At 43.7% G+C, this 26,660-nt stretch carries 22 protein-coding genes; 11 read left to right on the top strand and 11 right to left on the bottom strand.

The window, feature by feature from the left end; genetic code table 11:
* Nucleotides 1–2 precede the first annotated feature (2 nt).
* The 5 genes from CRO03_RS16015 to CRO03_RS15995 all read right to left on the bottom strand — a co-directional run bounded on the left by CRO03_RS16015 (nucleotide 3) and on the right by CRO03_RS15995 (nucleotide 4,034).
* Nucleotides 3–434 (bottom strand): DMT family transporter, encoded by a 432-nt coding sequence (locus tag CRO03_RS16015; protein ID WP_097112648.1) that lies wholly within the window; start codon nucleotides 432–434, stop codon nucleotides 3–5.
* Nucleotides 435–436: 2 nt separating this feature from the next.
* The gene (locus tag CRO03_RS16010) at nucleotides 437–1,066 is read right to left on the bottom strand and encodes an NAD(P)H-dependent oxidoreductase (protein WP_097112647.1); all 630 of its coding nucleotides are present in this window, start codon (nucleotides 1,064–1,066) and stop codon (nucleotides 437–439) included.
* Entirely contained in the window at nucleotides 1,063–2,070 is a 1,008-nt protein-coding gene (locus tag CRO03_RS16005; protein ID WP_097112646.1) for a cyclase family protein, read from the bottom strand. The genes CRO03_RS16010 and CRO03_RS16005 overlap by 4 nt, the downstream gene beginning before the upstream one ends.
* On the bottom strand, nucleotides 2,067–2,717 hold the full coding sequence (locus CRO03_RS16000) for a DsbA family oxidoreductase (protein WP_097112645.1): 651 nt from the start codon (nucleotides 2,715–2,717) through the stop codon (nucleotides 2,067–2,069). The genes CRO03_RS16005 and CRO03_RS16000 overlap by 4 nt, the downstream gene beginning before the upstream one ends.
* 96 nt (nucleotides 2,718–2,813) lie before the next feature.
* The gene (locus CRO03_RS15995) at nucleotides 2,814–4,034 is read right to left on the bottom strand and encodes an EAL domain-containing protein (protein ID WP_097112644.1); all 1,221 of its coding nucleotides are present in this window, start codon (nucleotides 4,032–4,034) and stop codon (nucleotides 2,814–2,816) included.
* A 237-nt stretch (nucleotides 4,035–4,271) separates the two neighbouring features.
* Here CRO03_RS15995 and CRO03_RS15990 point away from each other — a divergent pair, with 237 nt between their 5' ends.
* From CRO03_RS15990 to CRO03_RS15975, 4 genes are all read left to right on the top strand, one after another.
* Nucleotides 4,272–4,961: an ABC transporter ATP-binding protein gene (locus CRO03_RS15990; protein WP_097112643.1), complete on the top strand. Its 690-nt coding sequence runs from the start codon at nucleotides 4,272–4,274 to the stop codon at nucleotides 4,959–4,961.
* Nucleotides 4,962–4,973: 12 nt separating this feature from the next.
* On the top strand, nucleotides 4,974–7,409 hold the full coding sequence (locus CRO03_RS15985; RefSeq protein ID WP_097112642.1) for an ABC transporter permease: 2,436 nt from the start codon (nucleotides 4,974–4,976) through the stop codon (nucleotides 7,407–7,409).
* 64 nt (nucleotides 7,410–7,473) lie between these two features.
* Nucleotides 7,474–8,166, top strand: coding sequence for a response regulator transcription factor (locus CRO03_RS15980; RefSeq protein WP_097112641.1), 693 nt, complete (start codon nucleotides 7,474–7,476; stop codon nucleotides 8,164–8,166).
* A gap of 37 nt (nucleotides 8,167–8,203) precedes the next feature.
* A complete protein-coding gene (locus CRO03_RS15975; RefSeq protein WP_170949042.1) occupies nucleotides 8,204–9,403 on the top strand; it encodes a sensor histidine kinase in 1,200 nt (399 codons plus the stop codon).
* A 120-nt stretch (nucleotides 9,404–9,523) separates the two neighbouring features.
* Here the strand turns inward: CRO03_RS15975 and CRO03_RS15970 are convergent, their stop codons facing one another.
* Entirely contained in the window at nucleotides 9,524–10,402 is an 879-nt protein-coding gene (locus tag CRO03_RS15970) for an NAD(P)-dependent alcohol dehydrogenase (protein WP_170949041.1), read from the bottom strand.
* Between the two features lie 298 nt (nucleotides 10,403–10,700).
* On the opposite strand from CRO03_RS15970, the gene CRO03_RS15965 reads away from it, so the two are divergent.
* Entirely contained in the window at nucleotides 10,701–11,117 is a 417-nt protein-coding gene (locus CRO03_RS15965; protein WP_170949040.1) for a VOC family protein, read from the top strand.
* An 81-nt stretch (nucleotides 11,118–11,198) separates the two neighbouring features.
* Nucleotides 11,199–11,606 (top strand): hypothetical protein, encoded by a 408-nt coding sequence (locus tag CRO03_RS15960; RefSeq protein WP_097112637.1) that lies wholly within the window; start codon nucleotides 11,199–11,201, stop codon nucleotides 11,604–11,606.
* A 58-nt stretch (nucleotides 11,607–11,664) separates the two neighbouring features.
* Here CRO03_RS15960 and CRO03_RS15955 read toward each other — a convergent pair whose 3' ends face one another.
* The 5 genes from CRO03_RS15955 to CRO03_RS18705 form a co-directional block, all read right to left on the bottom strand.
* Nucleotides 11,665–13,107: a family 14 glycosylhydrolase gene (locus CRO03_RS15955; RefSeq protein ID WP_170949039.1), complete on the bottom strand. Its 1,443-nt coding sequence runs from the start codon at nucleotides 13,105–13,107 to the stop codon at nucleotides 11,665–11,667.
* A 67-nt stretch (nucleotides 13,108–13,174) separates the two neighbouring features.
* Nucleotides 13,175–14,161 carry a tetratricopeptide repeat protein gene (locus CRO03_RS15950; protein ID WP_097112635.1) on the bottom strand — a complete coding sequence of 329 codons (987 nt, stop codon included), beginning with the start codon at nucleotides 14,159–14,161 and terminating at the stop codon, nucleotides 13,175–13,177.
* 131 nt (nucleotides 14,162–14,292) lie between these two features.
* A complete protein-coding gene (locus CRO03_RS15945; RefSeq protein WP_097112634.1) occupies nucleotides 14,293–17,496 on the bottom strand; it encodes a M1 family aminopeptidase in 3,204 nt (1,067 codons plus the stop codon).
* Nucleotides 17,496–18,368, bottom strand: coding sequence for an ATP-binding cassette domain-containing protein (locus CRO03_RS15940; RefSeq protein WP_097112633.1), 873 nt, complete (start codon nucleotides 18,366–18,368; stop codon nucleotides 17,496–17,498). The genes CRO03_RS15945 and CRO03_RS15940 overlap by 1 nt, the downstream gene beginning before the upstream one ends.
* Nucleotides 18,369–18,685: 317 nt before the next feature.
* Nucleotides 18,686–18,799, bottom strand: a complete 114-nt coding sequence (locus CRO03_RS18705; RefSeq protein ID WP_097112632.1) for an AlpA family phage regulatory protein — start codon at nucleotides 18,797–18,799, stop codon at nucleotides 18,686–18,688.
* A gap of 485 nt (nucleotides 18,800–19,284) precedes the next feature.
* Between CRO03_RS18705 and CRO03_RS15930 the strand changes: the two genes are divergently transcribed.
* The 5 genes from CRO03_RS15930 to CRO03_RS15910 all read left to right on the top strand — a co-directional run bounded on the left by CRO03_RS15930 (nucleotide 19,285) and on the right by CRO03_RS15910 (nucleotide 26,403).
* Nucleotides 19,285–19,539, top strand: a complete 255-nt coding sequence (locus CRO03_RS15930; RefSeq protein ID WP_097112631.1) for a helix-turn-helix domain-containing protein — start codon at nucleotides 19,285–19,287, stop codon at nucleotides 19,537–19,539.
* Nucleotides 19,521–19,922, top strand: coding sequence for a HipA domain-containing protein (locus tag CRO03_RS15925; RefSeq protein ID WP_212682439.1), 402 nt, complete (start codon nucleotides 19,521–19,523; stop codon nucleotides 19,920–19,922). The genes CRO03_RS15930 and CRO03_RS15925 overlap by 19 nt, the downstream gene beginning before the upstream one ends.
* Before the next feature lie 412 nt (nucleotides 19,923–20,334).
* Nucleotides 20,335–20,820 carry a hypothetical protein gene (locus CRO03_RS15920; RefSeq protein WP_097112630.1) on the top strand — a complete coding sequence of 162 codons (486 nt, stop codon included), beginning with the start codon at nucleotides 20,335–20,337 and terminating at the stop codon, nucleotides 20,818–20,820.
* A complete protein-coding gene (locus CRO03_RS15915) occupies nucleotides 20,795–23,215 on the top strand; it encodes a hypothetical protein (protein ID WP_097112629.1) in 2,421 nt (806 codons plus the stop codon). The genes CRO03_RS15920 and CRO03_RS15915 overlap by 26 nt, the downstream gene beginning before the upstream one ends.
* On the top strand, nucleotides 23,212–26,403 hold the full coding sequence (locus CRO03_RS15910; RefSeq protein ID WP_097112628.1) for a site-specific integrase: 3,192 nt from the start codon (nucleotides 23,212–23,214) through the stop codon (nucleotides 26,401–26,403). Before CRO03_RS15915 ends, CRO03_RS15910 begins: the two co-directional genes overlap by 4 nt.
* Nucleotides 26,404–26,660 lie beyond the last annotated feature (257 nt).

Below are 26,660 nucleotides of genomic sequence, written 5' to 3'. Positions count from 1 at the left end.
TGTCACCTATTTAATAAAATCAGGCCTGCGATCATCGACACGATGCCCGCCAGTTTAATGGGTGTTATAGCTATTTGCGGCAAACCGAATAAACCGTAATGGCTGATCAGTACAGAGAGCAACAACTGCCCGGTTAAAGCAAAAGACATCATGCTACCGACGCCCATCTTAGGGATAAGATAATAAAAAAGGCCGACCCCGACGGCGCTAAGCACACCGCCAAACCAGAGAAATAAAGGGATCGTTTTAATCAACGACTTTGTCGGCCAAGCTGGTGCCATAAATGCGATTGCCACACTACTCACCAAAGCACTCATAACAAAGGCGACGACGGTTGCAAACATCGGATTTCGCAACATGATACCAAGTTGGCTATTAATGCCCGCCTGAACAGCAATTAAACCGCCGGCGAAAAAGGCAAGTAGTATGGCCATGGTTAAATCTCAACCACAAACTCAGCCGCAGGTATTCTGACCTTTGGCTTTTCTGCACTGCTATCTGAATCACAGCGTTTACCAAGCGCACAAATAACGCTGACACTTAGCTGCTGTGCCTCAAGGTTTAACACTTCGTCAAAACCAGCTTTATCAAAACCAGCCATAGGGCATGCATCAACCCCGGTGATCGCTGCAGCTGTCAGCAGATTCCCCAACGCAATATGCGCCTGATTGTCTGCCCAGCTTGCTAGTTGTTCAGTTGTCATTGAACACATTACGTCTTTTACATGGCTTGCAAAGCCAGCTAATGCACCGGGCGCTAAATTTTGCTGTTGCTCCGCCATCGTGAAGTGCTTATCGATATAATCAGCATCAATATTGGTTTTAACCGCTAACACGAACAAATGTGAGCAATCCCTTACTTTGTTTTGTCCCATAGCGTGCGGCAATAATTTTTCACGCAGCTCTTTTGAGCTAATAACTAACAACCGATAGGGCTGTAAGCCATAAGACGAAGCCGTTAAACGCGTCGCTTCTGCCAGTTCGTTAATCTGTGCGTTGCTAAGGGTATCGTTATTGAACTGGCGCACTGCATAGCGCCAGTTTAAAGCGTCAAGTGTGTTCATCATTTATCCTCAGTTGCTTTAATAGGAAAGGCAATTGGCCTCATGGGCGCAGCATCAGCACCACGCAGCTTGATAGATGCCGCGACAAAGGCAAACTCATAAACTCCGGCCTGTGATAGGGATTCCAGATCCACCAATTCCAGAATGGGCACACCCATTTGCGTTAATAAGTAGGTATGCACTGGCACATAATTGCCGCTAACTTCTGAAGGAAAAGCTTCAAAGCTTAAGTTGTCAGCACCGATAATCATGGCTTGCGCCTGATCAGCAAGATAAGTAGCGGCAGCCATGCCAAGGCCAGGGGAGTTGTTCATATATGCCTGTGCATCATTAAAGTTTTGCATACGGCCGGTTCGGATTAACACCACATCGCCCGGCAGCAGCTTCATGTTCTGATGAGCTAAGGCTGCTTTGATATCATCTGGTGTTACCCGGTAGTTATCAGGCAACATGTTGATGTTCTTCGCTTTGGGTAAATCCAGTAAAACCCCTCTGGCAACAATTGGTGGCACGGTTTCAGCACCACTACGTTGCCAACCCTTATCACCCAGATGTTGATCCGCCGAGAAATGGTTATAAATTTTGCCATCCAGGCCAAAATGACTAAACATGTCTATATGGGTACCGGTATGGCTGTACATAGAAAAGGCACTACCCGAGTAGCTAACGTGCTGGTTGACGTCATGCCCCATATTAAGCACGTTATCAACCACAGCTCCGCGCGGGGTATGCGTCATCCAGAATTGATAATGTGGATCACCCGCCGCCTGCCAGCTGGGCATGCCAACAAAATACTCAACGGCTAAATCAAACACTTTAGTGGCGTCGATTTTTGTCATAATGCGGGCCTGCGATTCTGCCGTCATCATGTTCAGCCGACCAATCTCATCATGCTCGCCCCACGGGCTGGCGCCAACAGTCTGCTTAGGAAAATCAGCCGCATAGTTGTAGCCAGATAGCATTACACTTACTGCGGTTAAAGCGGCAACACTAAACTTAGTTTTCATGATATAACCTCCTGTTTGCTGGCTAAAGCAAGCTCTGTTACAACCAAATGCTCTAGCTGAGTCAAACTTAATGACTGTGAAATAAGGTTGCGCCCATTGATGAGTAATGTCGGGATACTTTTAATGACGAAATCAGCCGCTCGGGCACGATCCACTTCCAATGCGTTGGCATTGTCTGCTGAGTGCAAGATGGCATGGATGCTTTCCAGCGGCAGTCCTAACTTTTGCACAACAACGTCCAGAACCGCTGCCTCCGCAATATTTTGGTTGTGATAAAGATGTACTTTTTGTACTGCGTCAAAAAAATCCCAATGCGCATCCTGCCCTGCAATATGCTCTACCGCCTTGGCATAGAGCGCAGCTAAATAACCGTTTGGATAATTGAAACCTGCTCTGCGCATGCCTTCGATATTGATGCTTTCAGGCTCGTCAGCAAACGATTTACAACTCTGCCAATGCTGCAAAATCTCCTGCTTTGCCAGTTCCATGGAACCAAACCTGGCCACCATTTCCTCATCGTTGCGCTGCAAAACAAAGGCACGATGAATCACTTTAACCGGATATTTCGCCGCCATCTTGCGCAAGCGGGGAGACAAGACATAACACCAGCCACAAACCGCGTCATGAAAAAATTCGATTTGAATCATATAAACCTCTAACGTTATTCAATTCGAAAAGTCTACGACGACAGCAGGTATAAAAATAATGATGAAATTCTTGGATACTGATAGATGAAAGTTATATTAGCCGTAAGCAGCTTTGGTCCTGACATGCAAACGGTCAAACCTTTGCGGCCGGCCGTAAAAAAAGCCCTGCACAAGTTCAGCACCCAGCTGTTGCAACACATTATGCTGGTCGACAGTTTCGACGCCTTCGATCACTACGGTTAAATTATGATGACTGCAGTACTCCAGAATGAGCCGCATCAGCTCAAGATCACCGGTATTGCTGATAATGCCAGCCGTGAGCATTCTATCTATTTTCAGAATTTCTATCGGTAAGTTTCGCAGATTGCTAAAACATGAATAGCCCTGACCGAAGTCATCAAGTGCCAATTTGATGCCGGCCTTTTTAAGCTCAGCGAGGTTATGCCAGCATCGACTACCAACCGTTACCGGGCTTAACTCGGTAATTTCAACAATGATCCGACTGTTGTTAATGTCGGCTTTGGTAAATTCAGCCAGCATCAGCTCAATGAAGTTGTTATCGGCTATGGCTTCACCGGACAAGTTCATCGAGATACTGACATCACCATAATGCGCTTTCAGCTTCTGCAGGTTTTGACAAATTGAACGGACGAGGTGCAAGTCAAACGCTCTGGCATATTGGGACGACTGCAATACCGGAATAAAATCATCTGGTTTGATTTCATCACCATCTACCCGCCAGCGCGCCAGCGCCTCCAATGATTTGATATTTCCCTGTTTCAGGTCGTAAATTGGCTGATAATCAAACACTATTTCATTACACGCAATAGCGTTGGGGAAATTAAATAAGTGTTCCAAACTCCGTTCAAAATCGAGCAAAATGCCTGGGGTTAGCGGCGTAATCATCAATGGCAGCGCCAAGTCTTTATCAATACTTAGTGCTGCCGCCAGTACTTGCCTGGCAATGCTTAAATGCAAACCTTGTTCCTGGTACAAAATACACCAATAGCTGGTATGACAAAGCTCGTCAGAAACGCTGTTGAGCACAAGTTGCAACTGTTTGGCTAACCTTTCCGGGCACTGCGTAACATTAAGGAGCAGATAAAAATCACCTTTACCAAGGTAGTATAAATTTTTAACTGACAGACTATCGCTGACAGACTCTGCAAGCTGTTCACGCAGCAGCTCACTTAACTTGCCGTTTAGTGCAAAATCAAAGTAATTGACACCATAAAAACGCAAAAATACGCCTGCACAGCCATTTTCCAGAGCGCTACCCTGAATATGATGTAAGTCTAAATAGCATTGCACGTCCATTTATCAGAGCCATATCGCTGTTGTTCCGGTATTTTTGTAATACCGGGACAGTGAAATAAAAGTGAAGAAAGCCCTTTAATCTCAAAAGCTGCAAAATTCACTTTGCTTTCACAAATAATTGGCTTTAATGAGAGCAGGTATCATGACCCAAGCTTTGATGCGAAAACGAAAATGTTGTTTACTATTTACCTGATGATGAGCTATTTGCCATACCAGGATTTTATTTAAAGGAAGCACATGAGCTCAACCAATAAGCTTGAACTTTTGCAAATTTGGCAAAGCTATGGCAGCAGTGCGGAGCGTATTCATGCACTCAGAGACGTATCTGTGACCATTGCGCCAGGAGAATCGCTGGCAGTGCTGGGACAGCGAAGTAGCGGAAAGACAACTTTATTAAACCTTATTGGTCTGCTTGAATCTCCAAGCCGCGGTGTCATCAAGTATGGCGCTGAAGAACTAACCAACTACTCCGGAGAACAACGATTGGCGTTCAGACGAGAGAATATTGGCTATTTCTACAGCCAGTTAAAACCCATACCTTATCTGTCGGTTGAAGAAAATGTTGCTATTGGTTTGCGCTACAGACCATCGAAAAATCAGCATATTGAAAATAAGATTAACAAGATATTGGTTGAGTTTGATTTGGCGCATAAACGAAATGCGCTACCAGAAAATCTGACACTATTTGCACGTTACCAGTTATCTCTAGCAACTGCCATGATATCAGAGCCGGCAATTCTGATAGCCGATGAACCCGGTAATGAACTGGATAGTTCGCATAGCGATGAAATTGTACATTTACTACATGCAGTGCAGCAGAAAAGCAAAATCACACTCATTTACTCCACCTCAAGTACTAAGCAAGCAGAGTTAGCTACCCAAACCTTACGCCTGAAAGACGGTAGGATCATTATGGATTCTTATTAACGGAGCTTACTAATGAAAACGTTAAAGTGGGACCAGCTACTTAACAAAAGTCAGGAAGACTTAATGATAGTTGCTGGTTTGACATTAAGTTTTATGTTGGCTCTGTTTCTGTTTGCTCAGCTATTTCAACAATTATCATACGACAAATGGCTGAATGAGTACGACAACATATTTCGCCTGCATACTCACTATAGCCTGCCGGATCAGGCTGAGTTTCTTACCGTACGCTCAGCCGGCAATATTGCACCGGCAATCTCACGACACAACCCTGAACTGGTTGCTGAAGCTACCCGCTTATTTCACTGGGACCTTACCTTAACAGGGCAATTTGCGCGCAAAAAAACCAAAATGCTGCTGGTAGATGCATCGTTCCCCAGGGTATTTACACTACCTTTAGTACAAGGTGATATAACGACAGCATTACAGCAACCTAATAGTATAATTATCAGCTCTGAGCTTGCCGACACACTGTTTGCAAGCCAAAACGTAATAGGACGAAACATCTCTGCCTGCTGCTTTAAAGGCGAAGAAAGGCTATTAACCGTCACCGGTATTTTAGCTGACAATATTGATTCACATCTGGATTTGACCAGCATTGTAAGTCTCGACCCGACAGACTTTGACAATGACAATGGCCTGTTGGATAGCTGGCTTAACGTAAACATGTACAGCTATATCAAATTGCATGACGCTAGCGATGCTCAGAAACTGCAAGAGAGTATCAATATTTGGCTTTCACAAGATAACCCAATTGCAGACAATTTAAATAGCGTGCTCAAACCAGACAAACCTTTCAAGGCTAATCAGCTCATCGCATTAAACCTTATGCCCGTGGCAGATATTTACCTGCACGCGAAGACTGCTGCAGGCCACCTTGGTGATCAAAAGGCACTGGGCAGTATTATCCAGTTTTATCTTATTTTATTTTCTGCAATTGTCGTTGTGTTGATAGGCAGCATCAATAGCGTGGTGTTTAGCATTACAAAACTTTCTAAAGTGGCTCTGCATATTACTACAGCACGATGTCATGGCATGAGCAGAAGGCAATTATTCAAGCTGCTGTATATACGCAGTTTATTTCACATCATGATAGCCCTTTCGCTTGCTACTATCTTGATGTCATTGAATTCAAAACTTCTTACTCTGCCTCATAATAGTTGGGTGACAGAAAACTGGTTTTATACGCTGTTGGTTCTTTGTCTTTTTTCTGCTATCTGGGCCGCTGTATTAAGCGCATATCCATGTCACTTTATATCGCGGACTCGCATAGCGGATGCCGCTAAATCAATTCCTACCAGCGCAAAAAACCGACTCATCGCTGGCTTGAGTTATTTTTCGTTGCTTCAAATCACGCTTGCATTTTCATTGCTCTTCTCTGCATCAGTTATCTATTTTCAGTACGAGCATTTGCTCAGCAGAGAATTAGGCTACCACACCGACAATGTGGTTATTTATGATCTGCAACCTTTAGCCGACCCAAACGCCTTCGTGCAGGAACTGCGGGGACATTCGCCGACCATTGAAAACACCCGGGTGTCAGAGCCGCCAACAATGGATAATGAAAACTCCAAGCTTTATCAGTTACTCGACTCGCCAACTATATTGGCCAGGAGCGAGCAACAGGTTGTAAATTACATTAGTGTTGAACCCAACTTCTTTCAATTTTTCCGAATAAGGTCTCTGCAATCTCAGCACGCTATAGACAAAATTGACTTCTCTGAGGAAGAGGTTGTGCTTACCAACACGGCGTTAAAGCTGTTTGGTATTGTAAATGCCGGACAAGCGTTGGGGCTTCGTTTCAAGGTATTTGCTTTCGACTCCGGAGAATCCTTTGTGCGGACCAGAGAAGTCGTTACGGATTTGGCTTTACAGTCTGCCTATGAATTAAGCAAACCGGTTATATTTGATTTTGACAGCCAGCGCTGGCGCTACCTTTTGGTCAGAGTGACTGACTCAGCTCAGTTGCGAAGCCTCAATATGCTTTACCAAAAGCATCTTGGCCATGTCGAGGAGGCGAGTTTGTCACTCCACACCCTTTTAAAAGCGCTTTACTCTGAAGAGTGGGTAACGTTTCAACTTACCGCCATTTTCGGTTTACTGAGTTTCGGCATGGTCGTTGTTGGCATGTTAGCCATTCAAAGTTATGTTATGTTGGTTCGCCAGCCAGAATTCTTGCTTCGCGCTATAAATGGCGCAACAGATCTGCAATTGTTACAACGACTGTTTTACGAATTAATTAGCCTCATTCTGAAAGCCTGCCTGGCAGCCAGCCCGTTGATGGTTGCTTTCTGTTATGTCTGGCTGAACCGATATGCTATACCTTTGGCGTGGGATGTGATTATAAAAAGTTGTATTTTGACTATAACAGTGACTTGTTCAGTACTATCGATATCGTCTTTACTTTGGGCGAAGTCTATTTTGAACAACCATAAAGAATCGAACAAATGATTTCACCATCTTTTCACATAATGGCTTTTATACTGCTTTCAACTTTGAAATAGATACAACTGCTATGAAACTATCCATATTACTGGTTGAAGACAACACTACCCTGGCAGGTACCATCGTCGATTTTTTTACCACTGAAGGGCATGTGGTCGATTTTGCGCCAAGTGCAGAATTGGCGCTAAAACTACTCGAAAATCAGGTATTTGATATAGCTATTCTCGACCTAACCTTGCCTGGTATGAACGGCCTGGAGCTTTGTCATATTATAAAAACACAACCTGTAATGACCATGCCGGTTTTATTACTTACCGCACGCGATTCGGTCGATGATATCGTTACCGGATTTAACAGTGGCGCAGATGACTATCTGACCAAACCCTTCGCAATGGAAGAGTTATATGTGCGAATTATTGCTTTGTCACGCCGAAACGCGCTGCATCAAAATCATATTATTGACCTCGGCCCTCTGGTAGTTGACAGACGGCGACACAAATTACTGAGAGAAGGTGTTGAAGTAAAATGTACCCGGATGGGCTTTAACATTGTGAAAATTCTGGCTGAGGCTTATCCACGCGTTGTGTCACGAACCGAGCTTATTCAGAAGTTATGGGGAAACGATGAAACGGAATCAGACTCGCTCAGATCACACATGTATCAGCTGAGAAATTGTCTGGATAAACGTTTTAGTTTTCAAATTTTAAAAACGGTCCATAGTGTAGGCTTTACACTTGAAAATGTTACAGTCAATAAAGCGTAGCTTGCCAGCGAAGTTGGCTTGCATTTATTTGTCATCAATGGCAGCGCTCTGCCTGGTGGTGGCGCTGATCTGGCATTACGAGCACCGCAAATTCAATCAATATTTTTGGACGGGGATCAGTCATGATTTTGCGAAACAAGCTGCTGAAGGTAGCACTGAATCTCTGCCAGGCAAGTTACCAGAATGGATAATAATCAGCCCCTTCGAAAAATTACCTGAAGCCAGCGTTAAAGCTTGCCCTGAAGAGGATGGTACGCTTTATGTGTATGATTCAGCTGAACACCGGTTAGTTGGGCACTCCATCGGACAATCAGAGCAATTTTTCATTATTGATGTAAACAAAGCAAATAGCGACTTCAGCGACTACTCAACACCTGTTACGGTGTTATTGTGGCTGGCAGCTTCTATTTTACTTCTCATGTCTGGCGTAATTTATCTGATATACAAATTTCTGCACCCTGCCCGCAACCTGTTAAAAACACTGTGTCAGTTTAATGTTAATTCATTACCGAAAGCGTTTTCCGAGCAATACAACCAGGATGAAATAGGACAACTTGCCAGGGTGTTTGAGGCGAAAGCGCTGAGAATTGAAGCCTTCATTCAACGTGAGCATGAATTCACCCGTGACGTAAGCCATGAGCTTCGCACCTCAAATGCTATCATCAAAAATATTATCTCAGAGCTGCTGCAACATTCGACGTTTAACGACGGCATGAAAGCAAAGTTGGTCAGCATTCAAAATGCAAATTTTGAGTCCGAAAACACCATTGCAACTCTGTTGCATCTGGCACGGGAAAACCATACACCACAAGACATCAGCGCCATTAATGTGCTGGCAGTAGTGGAAACCCTTGTTATTCAACACTGCTACTTGCTTGAAGGCAAAGAGGTGCAAGTTAACGTCGACATCGACCCTTCGGAGCGGGTATTGATGCAAAGTGGTGCCTTTAAAATTTTGCTGTCAAACCTTATCAGTAACGCTTTTCAATACACTCAACGCGGTAGTGTGTCGATAGATTTCCATAACTCAGTGTTATCGGTTACCGATACCGGTATAGGTATCCCTGAAGAAATCCGCGTAAATATCAATCAGCCCTTTGTAAAAGGCGGGCAAAGTCGTGGGTATGGCGTTGGCATGGCGATTGTCCAGCGCTTATGCGATACCTATAAACTGCGCATTCGTATTAGTTCAGCGCAGCAGCACCATGGCACCAAAGTCGCGGTTTACTTTGACTGATGTGTTTAAAAATGTCTGCCATGGTGTGAATCTACCGCTGGGCGACTTCATAAAAATGAATTTAATTTTTAGCTATGCCATAAAAATATCATGTTCATTTAAGCGATTATCTTGATACAACTACCCTAACTTAATCAGTACCGCGCCGGCTTTCCCCTGCCGCATAACTTTCTCAAAAGCTGCACGATAGTCGTTATAGCGGTATGTTGAATCAATAAAAGGGATATAAACACCATCCGACAGCAGTTGACTAAGCCTGGCCAAATCTTCCTGCGAGTTTTGCGCTATGCCAATAATCAGTCTTTTATTACTCATTAAAGATAAAACCTTACTGATGAAAAACAGCTTTAACGACACTGCTGTGGTTATCAACTCTCCGTGCTCAGATAGCGCCTTTACCGCGCTTAAAATGTTCAATTTCCCCGTAGCGTCAAAAATAAGATCATATTTTTGCGCTGAACCAACCCCATCTAAAAAACCTGACTTTTTAATGCTATCAACGTTTATGATTGGCCCATGAAACCTAAGCAGGCTATTGGTTTTATCTGACAATATTTGATATGCCGCATTGCCTACTGATGAGTCGGCGCCATATACCAAGGCCTTTTTTATCGAGTTCTGAACACCTATTCGTTTTAAAAAATAGAGGGCGCTAAGGCCACCAAAAAGCCCGGCACAGGCATGCTCAGCACTGACACCATAAGGGACATGCTGCAACAATGACTCCCGCTCAACAATAAGGTACTGGCTGTGCGTAGAGAACGTGTCAGGTCGTAAGCCATATACGCTGTCGCCCGGTGCAAAGTCTTTAACTTCACCGCCTGCATCCACTACCCGGCCGCTAAAGTCTAATCCTAAGGTTTTAATTCGGGATGGTTTTGTTAAGCCGTTAAAAAGCCTGACTAACCAGGGTTTGCCTTTTAGCATTTTAATATCAGCGGAGTTAACCGCAGAAAACTCTACCTTTATTAATATTTCTGACGGCTTGAGCGAAGGCAAAGTGCAGTTTTCCAATACAAGCTTGTCAGCACTGCCATAACTTGCGTATGTCCAACGTTGGTAGGTTCTTGTCAATTTTATATTCCGCTATATCTGCCCTTTATATAGCAAGAATTCTAAACGCCTTAATGTGAAATACTTGTGATTAATCGTTCAGATAAATGATTGCAGCTTTTAGGTTGACGTCTTTCAGGTATTAATTGGCCCGGAGTCGGTTTCACAATATTTTCACCGTAAACCCTACATAGTTGGCTAACACGCTTAACTGAAATATATATCTGAAATAACGGAGGGAAAAGTGCGACTTATCATTCTAATCTTAATTTTTACAAGTAGTTGTGTTTCAGCTCATGAAAAAGAAGGTTCATATTTTATTAGTGTGACTAAAATAACCAACCCAGTTAATGACTTAGGAAAAGCATCTTTATGGTACGCAAAGGTATTGCATCTGGAGCCTGAAGACCAAGACGATAAGTCCGTTAAATTTAAAGTCGGTGATGTTGAGCTTGTTTTCACAAAATCATCTGAAAGATACCCCCCACAAAGCGCGGTAATATACTGGCAGGTAGAAGATGTGGAGCAAGATTTAGCGCGTCTGCTTAAATTAGGCGCGACATTAAAAAAACCGCTAACCATAAATTTCTCAGGTAAAAAAGAAGCCGTTGTTACAGACCCATTTGGCAATGTCATTGGGATCAGCGAACTAACGGATTAAAACGTTAACTTAACTAACCCAAACTGTTGCAACACCGCACTTAGCTGTTTGCCTTAGTATTTTGACATTACGGAGAGCTATATGAAAATCACCGCAATAGCACAAAACTATTCCACGCCAGCCGGTAACAAGTCGACAGCTAAAGTAGAGAACGACGGCTCACAGATTACCTCAGATAATATGGCAACAGATGCAGCTAAATTAAATTTACGTGATGTATCGATAAGTGAAATCAATTCTTTAATAAAATCTGGCAACTCTGCACTTTTAGACGTGCTGCCTTTTGTACCGCCTCACATCCTTGAGCAGAAAGGTTATGACCCAGCACTGGTGGGCGAGCACCGTATCAATCTTCTGGGTCAGGGTGAACAAAGAATTAGCTTTCAGCAGAGCATCGGTAAAAACACCACACTTTTAGAGCAGACATTAGAAAAGCTAAAAAAAATAGACGGCTCAAACTTACCGCAAAAAATCGACGCTACCGCTTAGTTAATTTAAGCGATGCATCTCTATAATCTCGCTCCAGCTAGAATTATTAAAATATAAGCTATTCAATAGTTTTGATAATATTTTCGAGCTTTTTTCGACCTAATGTATCAACTGTAACTTCGGTTATACGCAAAATGGTTAAGCCGGAATAATGATGATTAGTTAATGCCTCTTCTATGTTTTGCCAGCCTCTGGCATGCCATACACCTTGGGCCAGAGCATTTTCACCTTTAATCTCCACGCCCTGTTTTTTGGCTTCACCACCGAGCCAACCCACCAGGGTTTTGGCATACGAATAACTCGGGTGTGTTGGATTGTCATCCATTTCCAATGCGGTAAAGTGCAAAACAACGTGTCGATTTTGTCCCTCAAGGTGCTTGGCAAGCGCAACAATATTGTTATAGCCATAGCCATTACTTTCAGAATATGGCCAATCGCTGTGAATCAATCCCGCGGCGAGTTCTGCACTTCTTGCCGTAATGTCATTAGTGCCTATTTTCCAGTGAATACCCGGTACTTTGTATCCAACAGGAATGCTGTCGAACGAACTGTTCAATCCATCATGTGCAGCGTCTAACATACGCCTGCCATGCGCCATCAACGATTGGTGATACCACTCAATAAAATCTCTGCCATAGGCAGTTCTGCGGTAACTGCCGATCGCAATAAATTCGTTACCGTCAAATGGTGGTTTTAACTGGTCAAAGCTAGTGTAAGTGGTGTGCCAGCTGCTATTGAGCTTACTAATTTCGCCATATTTTGCCTGCATGGTTTGCTGAAAGTCTTTAACCGCAAGAGAGGAATATGCCTGGAAGCTGCCCCGGGTTGGATAGCCAGCAAGTTTGCCGTCGTGAGTGTTGTAAGATGGATACCTCAACTCCCCCGCCGCGCCCATCGAAATATTAACTTCAGCGATAAAATCAGTTAGATGGGCAAAGTGTTCCGAGAATGCCTGAATAAACTCCTTGTACTCACTTACTACATAAGTGTCTGCCCATAGCGATACAGTCTCTACCGAGTAGTTACCATATTCACTTTTATACTGAAGATCTTGTTCAGTTAAGCCCTTATCTTGATAATGCTGCCAGATCCACCCGGGAATTGGGATGTCGCAATCGTCACCGATATTGCCGCCACACTGATGAAAAGACATGATAGGCACAACCTTCAGCCCAGCCTGGGTGATATCAGCAAAAATGCTGTCGTAATAACCCCAGTTAAATGCTTGATCGGCTTTTGCCTCTACCAGCCCCCACCAAACATCAACCGAAACTGAATCGACACCAATCGCTTTAGCCTCTGCAAGCTGCAATCGAAAAGTATCCCGGTCTTCAACAAGCAAAGGCGCCATAACGGTATAGCTGGTAGCTGCGTATGCGTTGAAAATGAACAACGATGTAAACAGAATCACTTTATAGTACATATTTCTAATTCGCATTGATAAGTTAGCTGTAGGCAAATAGACACCTGAAAGCGTGAAAATACTGTGAAACTTCTGCATGACCATCACTTTTAGTTGAATGTTCGATACGCTATTTACGTGCTACAAAATATAAAGACAAAAAACATTAAGAGCGGTTACTCAGCGCTTTTTGTGCCGCCTTTACTAAGTTTTGGTCATTTGACGTTCGGATGACGGTGTTGAGAAAATCCCAAGCCGGTTGAGCTTCATCTCCCTGAGCTAATTGAGTTAGCATAATTGCAAGGTCCAGGTTGTCCTTCGTCGGCAACTTGAAGGAGCGCAACAACTCAGAGAGAGCTTGTACACCAACCTCACGACCTAAGCCATATTTATCAGCAAATACAGCCACTTGAAGGCACGAATTCAACCATTTCAACTTATCAAACCATGAAGTTTGAGGATAGTTTTTACAGGCTTGAAAAAAGTGCTGCTGAGATTGCGCCCTTTCACCCAATCGCCAGTAAAACTGGGCTATCCGCTCCTGAACAAAAAAATCATCTGGAAATCGCTCGTGCGCCTGCTGCGTCAGAATCAATCCTTGCTTAATATCGTCAGTATTTTGTGCAAGGTTTATTTGCGCAATAAAACCCCACTTTTCGTCAAGAGACATAACCTGTTTTGTTAGCGTAAATTCATCTGAACTTATTTTGTTTCTTTTGTCCAGTTGAGCAGCTGCAGAGGCCTGCAACACCAGCCATTTAGGATTCCCGGGAGCCAATTCTCCGGCACGCCATTTTGAAGCTAAGGCTTTATTGTAGTACTTACGTTTACTAAATATATTTGCCTGATGCCCAACTCTACGCCACGCTTCAGCAGCAAAAGCGTGAGTATCGGCTCTATCACCAAATCGCTTTTCATATTCATTTAGCTGATTTATGGCACTTTCAGTGTTACCAAGCATCAGATGATAAATAACCTCCAGCTCTAGATGCTTTGGGCTGGCGGGCTGTTCAATGCTATCAAGCAACGCTTTTGTCTTGGTGGCATCGCCTTGTAATAGCGCATGTTCCGCTGCCTCTTGTTCACTCGCAAAACCGAAGTTAGTGGCTGATAGCAGCACGATTAGCAGATAAGACAAAAATGACTTTACCATGGGGTTAACCTTTTACATTTGATGTATCTGCCAGGCTTGAACGGAAACATTGGCGAGCTGATGACAAAAGCAACTGCTAACAGCCACCGGCAATGTCGATGACTGTTAGCCCAGCGTGATATATACCAGCTCTAATTTAGCTCTTGTTTTAGCCATGTTGTCGCAGGTATTGGCTCCAGTAATAGCGTTTCAATGAGTTCTGTATGAGCTGGCGCTTTGGTAAGCAAAATCTCAACAAAGTCTAAGGAACTTGCAGGTGTGTTAGGAAATCGATGTCTTGCGGTGAACTCCGCCAACGCTGCCATAATCGGCTTATCGCCGATTTCTGCCCGTAACTTTGCAAATGCCAGTGTGGCACGTGAATATTTGTCGTGAGCGCTTTCAGCACCAATAAGGCTGGCGGGCAGGTTGCGGTTATGTTTTTCAGCGTTGAGATAACGCCGGGTTTCATAATCTATTAGTGACTGCATAGCATCGGGCCCATAATGCTTCTCTAACATTATAAGCTCGATATATTTGGCCATGGATTCGACTAAAAATGCACTGTCTTGCGAAACACCATTTCCAATTAAATGGCCAAACCACTGGTGTGCAGTTTCGTGCGCCGCACGCCGGTATACATGATTGAAAGAATGCTCATTATTCTGATCCACTCTAAATCCAATCTTACTGCTAACTAATATCAGTTGTGGCAGCGCATAGGCACCGGGGCCAAAATCCGGTTTTTCAATTACCGTTAATGACTCTCCGGGAAATGGCCCAAGTTGTTCTGTTAAAAACTCTACAGTATGCTGCATAGCATCCAGGGTCATTTCGACATTTTGCTCGTGCGTTTCTTTATGAGCAACACGAAGTAACACATCGCCAGTCCTGCGTTCAGAAATTTGCGCCGGCACTGCGACAAATGCTTGTAAGCGCCTAACCGCAGAACGAGTTTCAAAGTGTCTGAACACACGTCCATCTTTTTTATTTTCAGAAATTAGCTCTCCCTGACTAAAGCTTTGATAATCTTCCGGCGTCGAGATAATCGTGCTAAGTGTGGCCCACTGGTAGGTGTCTCTTGCACGATCTCTGTTGCGTAGCAACTTATCAAAATCTTTGTCATGAACTTTGGCTAAACCATATTTCTGACGCCAGTCGTTATCAGAGATTTCTCTGATTGGCTGATATCCCAACTCCGGTAAAATCGGCACCCCCCTTATATAAACAAAATCAGGAGTCAGGATTTTGTGATTAGCGATTTTCTGATATCCACTCTGCTCTAGCACCAAGGAAAACTGAAGTTCGACTTTCTGTCCTGGTGCTAATGAGGACGTTAACTGGAAAACTCTTTGGCCTTGCACAGCGTCGTAAGTCATCTTGGACGGATGTGAAAGCGTCACTTCTTGCAGTGGGGTTCGCCAGTCCTCACCCAGCAAGATACTGTCGATGGTTACCTCATGTGGATTGAGTAAAATATAACTCCCACGAATGACGGCTTTACTTTCTTTTGGGTGAATATGAACTGCTGTTTTAACGTCGTTGATTATTGGCTGAGGCAGATTCTGAAACTTTTTATATTCTTTTTCATAGTTTGCAAGAAGCTCGATTTGAGCGGAAATCGAGATAGCTTTGCCATCCTTTAGCATTTGGCGGTTTATGAACTGTAACTGGAGAGCCGCAGCACCTGTTAAGAGTACAAACAGTGCGGCCTCTGCTAGCTTAATAAATGGCTTGCCACTGCTAACTTTATTCACCAGCAATGCCATGTATGCGAGCAATGCACCTACAACAAACCAAAATAACGTAAATGTCCAAAAACCAGCGTCGACATGGCTGTAATTTAACAAAGAGTCAATATTATCCAGTGGTGTCGAGAATGGACGGTAAATTGGGTGCGATAAGCCAATAACTGATGTTAACGGTGACAGCTCGAGTATTACTAAAAAAATGCATATTGTTGTCGCAAGGATTCGTTGCTTGAAAATAGACTGAATAGCAATAAAGGCGATAGATTTAGCCATAAGTGGCAAGCCGGCATAGTAAATAAACCGCACATATTCCGCTAAGTCAACCGGGCTATTACGCAGATACTGAGCCACAACTCCAGCCAAGCAAGCTATGAGCAAGAACAAAAAAACAACAATATTTAGCAAGATAACACGTGACAAAAAAATCGTTGAGAATGAAACGGGAAGCGATCTAGTGATCAGGTCAAAGTTCGCCTGCTGATCTCGCCAGGTAAAGGTATAACTGAGATAAACAATAAGCACTGAGCCGAACATTGGCACCAGATCCCACATAAATCGATTAACTGCATCCATACTTAAACTTTTTAATACGGAGCCTGTTTCAGCAACATTCAGCGAAGGATAAACCTCGGCTACCACAACACCGAACCATAGAGTTGAAATAAAGAGTGTTCCCGGATGTATTAGAAACTGCTTCAAATGAAAGCTAAGCGAAGATATGAACTGAACAAAAAATTCAGGCGAAACGTTCCTGAATGTAAATGCAACCTGTGAAAGTGTTTTGGCTGAAACTTGCTGTGTCAGTTTCAGCTTAGCGTTATTTTTTTTCTGGGGTGTGTTCGCTGACAAACAAGCAGCAAAAGCTATTAGTATCGAAGCAATAATAATAATCAGACGATTGAGATAGACGATATCCCAATTTAAGTCCCTGACAACGAGCGCCGTCAATCCAAACCAATCCAGATAATTCATTACCTGCACCAGCACCGGAGACGGCGCATGTTCGCTGGTCATAAGAGGTGAACCACTGGCACTAGCCAAAGCCATATAAGAAGCGAACAAAATTAGCGTAACCAAATAAAGCCCGATCACCGGTGTGCCAATATTTTTAAGCAGCCAAAATATTGCCACGAAAAACAATATAGAAGGAACGCTGAGTAGAAATTGTAGCCGTAGCATTTCCACACAAGTCATCACCAAGACACTAAAGTCTGGCAATGCTAACGCCTGTGTAAGCAGGCCCAAAAACAGTCCGAATACCGATAATACACACAATAAGCTCAGTGATATTATTAAAGCCATTACTACCAAAAACTGATGCTGTACTTTGGTTGGTGGTAAGGCACTAATCAACCCTGCGATGCCAGTTTTTATCTCTCTAAACAGCACTGACGCGGCCAGAATTACGGCTGCCCAGGGGAGAGCCAGCATGTTGAGGATCCCCGTCACCTTATGTAAGTGATGGTCTTGAAACAGTTCAATTTGCGAGGCACTGACGCCTTGCCCGACAAAGAAGCCGAATATCGGTGCGAATATCAATAAGGTGATAAACAATGGATGGAAGCATTGTAGCTTTAGCTCAGAGCAGATTTGTTGTTTAAACATCAGATACCTCCCTGGAATTTTCCATAGAGGTGCATAAAATAGCGATCCTGCAAGCAAGGGGTTACTTGCTCCATTGTCGGGTGTAAAGGCATTTCAGAATAAACACGGCAAATTGGCACGCCAAATTGTAAGCTTTCGCTCAGAACATATGCCGTATCTGGTAACTCAGAGCCATCAATTCGCCCCTGCCAAATTTTTCCCGTTAAAAGCTGATATAGTGACGTTGTTGGCCCGCTTGCAACGATACTTCCTGAAATCAGAATATAGGTATTGGCACACAGATGCTCTATATCCTCCACTATATGTGTAGAAAGGAGCAAAACTCTGGTCTTGGCGACTTCGTGCAGAATTTTGTGAAGACGGAGTCTTTCAGCAGGATCTAAACCTGAGGTAGGTTCATCCAAAATTAACACTTTAGGGTCACCCAGTAATGCCTGAGCAACTCCGAAACGCTGTAACATCCCTCCGGAAAAATCAATTACACTTTTGTTAGCGACATCACTGAGATTGGTTAAGTGCAACAGCTCGTCAATTTGCTTATGTCGTTCCGCTTTGTTGGTAAGCCCTTTTAGTATCGCCAGATGCTCTAGTAAGTCGCGGCATGAAACTCTGGGATAGACACCAAAATGCTGGGGTAAATATCCAAGTTGCTCTCGTAATAATTTCGGACTATCAAGAACATTGATGTCGCCAAAGTGAAATGAGCCACTGTCAACATTTTGTATTGTGGCAATTGTGCGCATCAAACTTGATTTGCCAGCGCCATTTGGCCCCAACAATCCAACCATGCCTGTGCCCAGGTCCATTGAGACTTGCTTTAATGCATGCGTACCATCGGCATAAGTTTTATTAATGTTTTTCAAACTTAGCATATGCGTCCCTTTACCCAAGCAAGACAAATTCTTATTTGAATAGGAGAACAAGTGCTTAATTTCTTTTCAGCTACAGATAAAAATTTTTTAGGGTACATACCGCCAAGCCTATTAAGTTGAATCTCCAAGGCTAACTACAACTTATCCAGCGTGAAAATACTGTGAAACCGCTTTTGAGTGAACATTGAGGTGCCTAACATAGAATTAGATCTGCCGGTTAGAGGATCAATTCTTGGAGATCCGTTGATACGATTGATCCCTCTGACGGACTGGATTTTTTGAATTGGAGTATTAAGTGTTGACTACACATATATTACTCAATTACCAATTTTGACAGGGCGGGGGAACAAATCCAAAGCAATGTATTTATAAATAGTCGAATGAGCCATACTTGTTTTGTTCATGACTTCTGCGATTTTGATAAGCCTCATCAATAATCCGAACAGAGAGCAAAGATCAGTTTTATACTTGTCTTTAGCAAGGAAAAAGTGCTTCCGGTCACAGCTTGGTCACCATTTGGTCACCGAGCATAAAAAAAAACCTGCTTTTCAGCTTAAGCCGTGATTTAGTTGCTGTACCCGAGAGGATTATTCGGGCTGTCCTGCCCTCACCCTGGCGGGCCAGCTGAAGCTGTTCAAAATCGTTCCCGACTTAGTTACTCGTATCATCCTGATACTCGCCCCGGTGGGCCAGCTGAAGCTGTTCAAAAGCGCCCCTGACACTTTTCAGATAGTTTTTGGCATTTGAACTGCTATAAATGCTCACTATGTTAAAGCCATGAACCACCAAGCTCAACTTCTTTTATTACGCTATAGCGTATATGGATGCAACTTACGCTTCAGCGTATATTGACAAAAATTACGGTAAGGCGTATATATTCATAACAAAGTACATCTAATAAGGTGGAGTGTGTTTGATGCAGATCACTCGTCCAGAACAACTTAGCACCCTGATAAAAGCATATCGCAAAAAGCACGGTGTTACGCAAGCAGAGATCGCTCAGCTGGTCGGTCTTCGGGTCGCGACGATTTCTGATTTTGAGAACAAACCTGAATCCTGCAAGTTAGCCACATTTTTCAAAATCCTTACCGCATTAGAGCTACAGCTGGATATCTCCCCCCGCGATAAATCTGCAGAACCAGACCAAAGTAAATGGCAGGAGGGCTGGTAACCGATGGCCATGCGAAAAATTTTTTTATTTTAACTGAACGGCAAGATCTATATCGGCTAACACCGCTATACGATATCTTGTCCGCATTCCCTGCAATCTCTAAAAAAGGTTTACACGAAAAAGACTTACGCTTGGCAATGTCATTAAAAGGCTCCAAAGGAAGAAAAACAGAATGCAGGTTGATCGGCCCTAAACACTTTTTCAACACCGCTAATGAAGTCGGCTTTCCATTATCGGGCATGGAGCGGATACTGCATGAAATGGGAAGTATGACAGAGTCAGTGATCCACAAGGTTATAAGCGAATTGCCAACGGGGTTTCCGACATTTATATCAGAGCCGATCTTTGACGGGATGCGGAGGTACAGCCAGCGCTTGCTTTAATTGGTGCACCCGAGAGGATTGACTCGGTACCTCCTGTACCTTGCCCTGCGGGCGTTGCTAAAGCAACGTCCAAAACGGCTCTCCTGCCGTTTTGTCGAACAAAGGTTCTCATCCTTCGAGGTGCTAAAAACACGAAAACCACCCTAAGGTGGTTTTGATGTTTTGGTGTTCGAACGCGGGACCTCTGCCTCCGGAGGATGAAGACATTCTATAAAATATGCTTACCCCTAATACCTTATTTTAAGCTATATTTCATATAAATCAAGGCTTGCAGCAAGGAAATTCATTTTACCAAAGCCGACTATAAACCCCTATTAAAACCATAAATTCGAGACAAAAATTTTAATTTGTGTCACATTGAATACATCATATTTTTGACACTTGTACTCAATGCTACCATTATGACTACTAAATGACCCATTCGAAAAAGAAAAAGAACAGCTCGCTAATAGATGTCCGCCTTAACGATATTCAGGCCATACATCCTGCTATCCAAAACGCAGTGGCGACAACTGCAAACCTCATTTATGCATCAGCTCCGGACGACTACTCGGAGCCTGCGCTTCACTGTTTACTGGTTATCCATCCTATTCATGTTGTCAAACTAGAAGGCAAACTGTATGTGATTGCAGGTTTCAGGAGTTATGAATTAGCATGTTTAAGGCTATCCGAAGGAGCTCAAATCACCTGCATTCTGCATACAAGTCTGGCATCGGAGGAACTCTCGGATATCGCGATTATTGATATTGCCGGCTCCCCTATCATGCATTCTCTGGGGCCAAAATATGTACAGCAATTACAGACTTTAGCTCTGTCATTTAGCCACAGAGCATCACTTCTTTTCCCAAAACTTAAATCGATCAGGCGTATCCGTGGACAGAAAAAAACGTCTGATTAGCTCTTTAGCGCTGATAAATATTACAGGGAAAGATGCTGAGGAGTTGGTCGATTTTCTCGACTTTATTGATGCACCTGATGACCTGATTTACCTAGGCGCTGTACTCGAAAACATTACTGCGGCATTAGAATTACCCCTCATCAGAGACGTCGCACCACATACCAAATTAGTTCAGCGAGCAATGAAATACCGTTCATCAGCATATTTCTTGCTCGAAAAACTGCAGCTACATCGAGACAAGATTAAATTCTTCCGACCGATGGAAACTAATGTCAAAAAAGCCATGCAGGGCTATCTTTCCAAGCATCCAATTTATGTTTTGCTGTTTATGAACAGTGATAAAAATCAACCGTTTTACAATGCTTTGCAACAGATTTTGCTGTTTTTTCCTGCGTTAATCGAACAGCAAACAGCTAAGAATCCTGATGTTTTTTTAAAAGAGTATGAAAAACGTCAGATATGTGAAATTTTCCGAGAATTCAGTACGGAAAGCATTATAACAGATTGGTATGGCTACATCAGGGGTGAAAAGTACAACTCATTATCAAAAATAATCCGACTCCTCCAACAACTGTCTTTACTACTTGAGAGCGAGGTGTATGAGAATAAAACACGGCTATTGTCGCGGCTCAATACTCTTATCCAAATTTTTCAACTTGGTTTGGGAATAGAAAAAAAACGTCACAATGTAAAGAGCCGGCACGGAGGCTCAAGACAAAATAAGTCTCCTGAAATTGATGGCTATACAGCCCTGACGGGTGAGATGCTAGTTAAACTGACACTCCCTGATATCCATGATGACGAAGATCTAATTTACGCACTGTGGGGAAGTCCATCCGAGCCCGTGGATTACGAAGCCTTATATTCTGGCGAGGACGAACAGGAGCAGGAAGTCGGGGACGTCTACATATTTCAAACATCGCAGCCACTGGAGTCTTATGTCCAGGCATTTCATGGCAAACGAGTATCTAGCGCTATTCTTAATCGTATAACGCGCCAAAACAATTACCTACCTTTGTCACTGCAAATGCTGTCGCACCACGAATATCAACTGATATTGGATGCTATTATCAATGAACATGTCAATATCAGCATGGAGACCCTGATAAAACAGCTAATCCTGTTGACCATGCTTTATACTGCGTCACCCTTTGAGCGTGCGCGAGAAGTATTATTCGCTACCAGGTTTAATGATAACGACACCCCGGTTCAAATAGGCTACGAGTACAGCACCCATAGCTGGATCATTCCAGCTCTTAACCTCAACTACAAAACCACGGGAGATTTTTCAGAGGCACAAAAAGCCGCCAATCTGCTTCGATTGCCGGCTACAGAACTCTGTAGATTTAAATTTGATAAGCTCGCAAAATTAAAGCCGCCGTCTCAAACACCAGAAAAACCATGTAATAAAACCAATATTTTGTCAGATGATTTCAGCAAATATATAGCTGACATTGGCCCAGGTACGTTAACGAAAGGACGAATCAGCAATTACCTGCTCGTGATCGGTTGCGCGGTGTTCGGTCAGGCTACAACCGCACTTTTATTTAATAGAGAGCCGCCGGGCAGCATGGCGCGAAGCTATTACACCTCGCTTCATACCTCTCTCCTACAGCAACGTTATAAGATATTGTTGGATATTCTGGCTACATCTGTAGAAAGAAAAGCCAGCACTGCAGCACCTGCCGAATCTTACGGTTGGATTGGTGCTCGATATCGCCCTGAAATGAACCAAATTACTGCAGCGATTACGAAAATTCAATATGACCTATCACGCTTACAGACTAAGTTAACCGAGCCAGGTAAGTGGATTGATTTTCATAATCTTTATGTAACCTATCAGGTATTTTGCCAGTCACTGCTGACAGGCATGAGGCCCATTACCACACCACTAGTACAGCGTGAACAGCTGGTTGTCTCCGCCGGGGTGTTTATTCGTAAAGAAAAAGCGCGTGAAGATGAATTTAATACCCGCCACATTCCTCTATGCAAAACGGTACTGGAGTTGATTAGCGCCTACGAACGCCATCTCATGATCATAAAAAGTCGATTGTTGCGCACAAATATCAAACCGGCGTCCTTACCAACACTGTTCTACATCGAGGTCAATGGCAAGCCGCAGCGCTTCCAGCCATTGCTCTATCAGCGGGTGTTAAACCATTATATCAATCTGCCACCTAACCTGAACCGGCGCCTGTTGCGCAATTATTTGGAAGAGCAGTGTGTATCACACGAGATCATCGATGTTGCACTGGGACACGCCAATATTGGTGAACAGTACTGGGGAACCTATTCCACTTTGTCGATGCGGGATATCAGGACGCAATTGGTTCCGCATATGGCAGAGTTTGCACGTCTGCTAGGTATTAAGACAATTGCAGGGCTATTCACATGAATATCTTTGAGTTGCACGAAGAAATTCAGCTGCGGCTGCAGCGTCTTAACAACCAGTTCTTTAGTGACACTGAAGTTGTGGTCCTAACGCAGCAGCAATACAACGACCTTTTCTGGCAGTTACTGCACACACAACAGAGCCAACGCTTTAAAGACACCGGAGTTAATCTGGTGGAGCAGCTAAATTATTATATTGCCGCTCATCGTTCAGCTTATCCAGCATCGTTCTCTATCCGGGCTCCGGTTAAATTAAAGCGCCCCTCGCCACCCGCAAAACAAGGCAGCCTAAGCGACATTCACATTATTGAAAAGCTAGATGACTTCTTTCATAGCAACCTTACGGAGAGCCAGGATCAGTATCGATTTTATCTGGGCAGGCTACTCTACAGTGCGATGCGCTATGGTGGACTGCTACGAAAAGATTACCTGAACAGCCTCAAAACTTTACTACTCAGTGGTCAACCTCAGTGTTATAAAAAGCTGCTCTGGTTTGAACTGCAAGGTGCTGCCGGTGAAACACATATCTGGCAACCGGATAACATGACGGTTCAATTGATCAATCATTGGTATTCCGAACAGGAGCATGAACAGAAATCTTCTGAGCTGGATACGCTAAAATGCCTTCATACCTATTTGCAAGGTGCCAAGCTTAAACTGAAAACGAAATTACGGTTTAGCTGGCTGGTGCAGGCGATCAACAGCAGACTCAGCCTGGAAATTTCACCGTTTTCATTGGCGATCTTGACAGGGGCACAACCTAACCTGACGCTCAAACCACAGGTATTTTACCGGCTAATAAGCCAGCAATCGCCACCACTGGATCTAATCAAAACATCCGTCACACCCGATGAAAGCAACAAAATGTTGAATGTTGCTCCGCTTGATTATGCGTCCCATACTCGTCAGTACGATCATCGACAGACACAGGCATGCTTAAAAGAGATTAAAGCTCTCTTACGACAACTAAAAAGGGATCCAGCTAAATCAAACCAATCCCGTCAACAACTGCACTCAAACGTGGCTGGGGAGATTCAAACAAAACTAAAAGCGAGCACCTATTTACCCCCTTGTTTGCATTATCTGCTGCATTGGGCCAGTGTTCGCCTGACATCACAAAGCCGCTGGTCAGGTAAGCTATCTCCAAGCACCTTAGCCAGCTATCTGGATACCATTGCCAACCCTTTGATGTTGGCATTTGCTGAGCGTAATCCGATCAATATCGCCCCCGATGAACTATCAGAGCTTTACACGCAAGTTATAGATGAAGGAACCAGCTTAATTTCCCAAACTAAACGGGCCCGTATTTTAAGGGATTTTCATATCTATCTGGAGATGACATATCAGGTATCACCCTGTCATCTGTTTCAACAATACATTGCCAAAAGCCAGCGACTTGAAGCACTAACGGTTGACGCCAATATTCTAATGCCTTGGGAATATCGTCACGCTTGTGACTTTTTACTTAACAGTACAGAGCAGCAGTCAGGACTCAGTTATTTACAAACAAGAGCAGTAATATTACTTTTAATATTAGGTTTTCGCTGCGGGCTGCGACGGCGCGAAGTATACTTTTTGCGCCTGCAGGATATTGAAATCCCGACAAATGCAAAATCAGATAGGCTCTCTGACTACGCAACACTTTATATCACGCCGCATGAGCAGCGCTCTCTTAAGACAACTTCAGCGGAGCGGCGCATTCCTTTCGGGTTACTATTGAATGATGCGGAAAAGGTTATTTTTTTTGAATACCTCAAGACAAGGCAAAAGTTCGGTACCGAGCACTCACCTTACTTATTTTATTTTGGTGATCAACCGCCATTAGGCTCCTCTGGTCGGCCGTTAGTACCAGAAGGATTACTATTTGAACCACTAACAATGTTGTTAAAACGTATTACCGGAGATGATAGTTTCCGTTTTCATCATCTGCGTCATTCATTTGCCACCTGGATGCTATGGAACTGGCAGGAAAAACCATATGATGAGTACCCGCCGCCAATCGACACACTAAAAAGCGCCCCTGAATTTGTGCATCTGAAAAAAGCCAAGTCAGTACTTTTACACCTTACTGAAAGGCAACCCACCAGGAAAGTGCTTCACACCATTAGTGCCATGATCGGTCATGCCGGGCCGGGCATGACACTATTTCACTACATTCATAGTGCGAGCTGGCTTATCTGGATGGAATTAAATAACAGTACACCTATTATAAGCCGTGATGCTGAAGCTGTACTTGCAGGTGTGGATGTGCGCACAGCAACCCGTGCTCGTATCGAAACAACAAACCCTGTTCCGGCATACCAGGGCATGGCAGGCTACGCTGCACGGAAATTGTTAAAACAGTGTGCCCCAATACAGCTAGAACATTGGCAAAAAACAACGTCTCGCCGTCCGGGCTCTTTGGATTTATTCGTTAACCATCAGGTGCTGGAGCTGGATATTTATCGTGCTTTAATTCGGTCTATTAACTATGGCATCCCCAAAGAGATATGTGCAGAAGAGGCAAACATCGAGCTCAGTCGTTTAAAACTCGCTTGTGGTAACGCAGCATATTTTTTCAGTCAACAGTTTAATGAAACATCACAATTCGAACACAAAAAACGCCCACGCAATCACAAACGGTTTATCTACAAAGACAAAACCAGAATGAACATCCCTGCTATCGCAAAGCTGCCTGCTCCACCTGCTAGCGCCAAAAGCCTTAATATCGCCCTTCGCATGGCTAAAGAGTTTAATCAATTGACGGAACAAGAGCAGGCCGACATTTTGTGGGCCGCCCACTACGCTGTAACTTCCTGCTCGGTTATCTGGCCACATTTTCGATTTTATGATGTAACGTCATTGCATCGCTTTATCAATGCCATGCATGTTTTCAAAAAAGCGTTTGCTGTGACCCAAAGAATGCGCTTTACGCTGGTTTCACGAGCACCACTTAATTCTGAACAGCGCGAATTTCAGTGGCAAAGCTGGTTACTGGATAGCTGGCAAACGCCGTTCAGGGATAACCGTACGGATAAAGAGTATGCCCCAGAAGGATATCTCGCGATTGATTTTGTCGCGAACAAAGGGTCAGACATCTCGCGGCAACGAAAAAGGTTAGCGCGAGGAAAGAGTCAATTCCAATATCGCCGCAGACCTAGCGAATATGGTGTCAGATTTGGGTTATATTTGCTGTTTATGGTGTCAATCTAAGCTGGGAGGGCCAAGCGTACAAACCGCCTAGTCATCAATATGGAACAACGTGTCTTTAGTGAGATCAAAACGCAAAGTACCTCGGCATGAGCCAGTCTTATCTACATTGAACTCTCTATACGCATCTTAAGGAAGGCCTGGATAAATGGCTTGATGAATCTGCAAAAGATAACAGACGCTCACTGCTCTATTCGAGCTTAATTTCACAAGGATTTTCCTATCCTTTAGCAAATTCTCCGACCGTCAAATCATCCAGC

The organism is Arsukibacterium tuosuense, assembly GCF_900215315.1.
Taxonomy (GTDB): Bacteria; Pseudomonadota; Gammaproteobacteria; order Enterobacterales; family Alteromonadaceae; genus Alishewanella; species Alishewanella tuosuense.
Note: the sequence above shows the minus strand (reverse complement) of the source record. Positions and strands in the feature narration are given on the sequence as shown.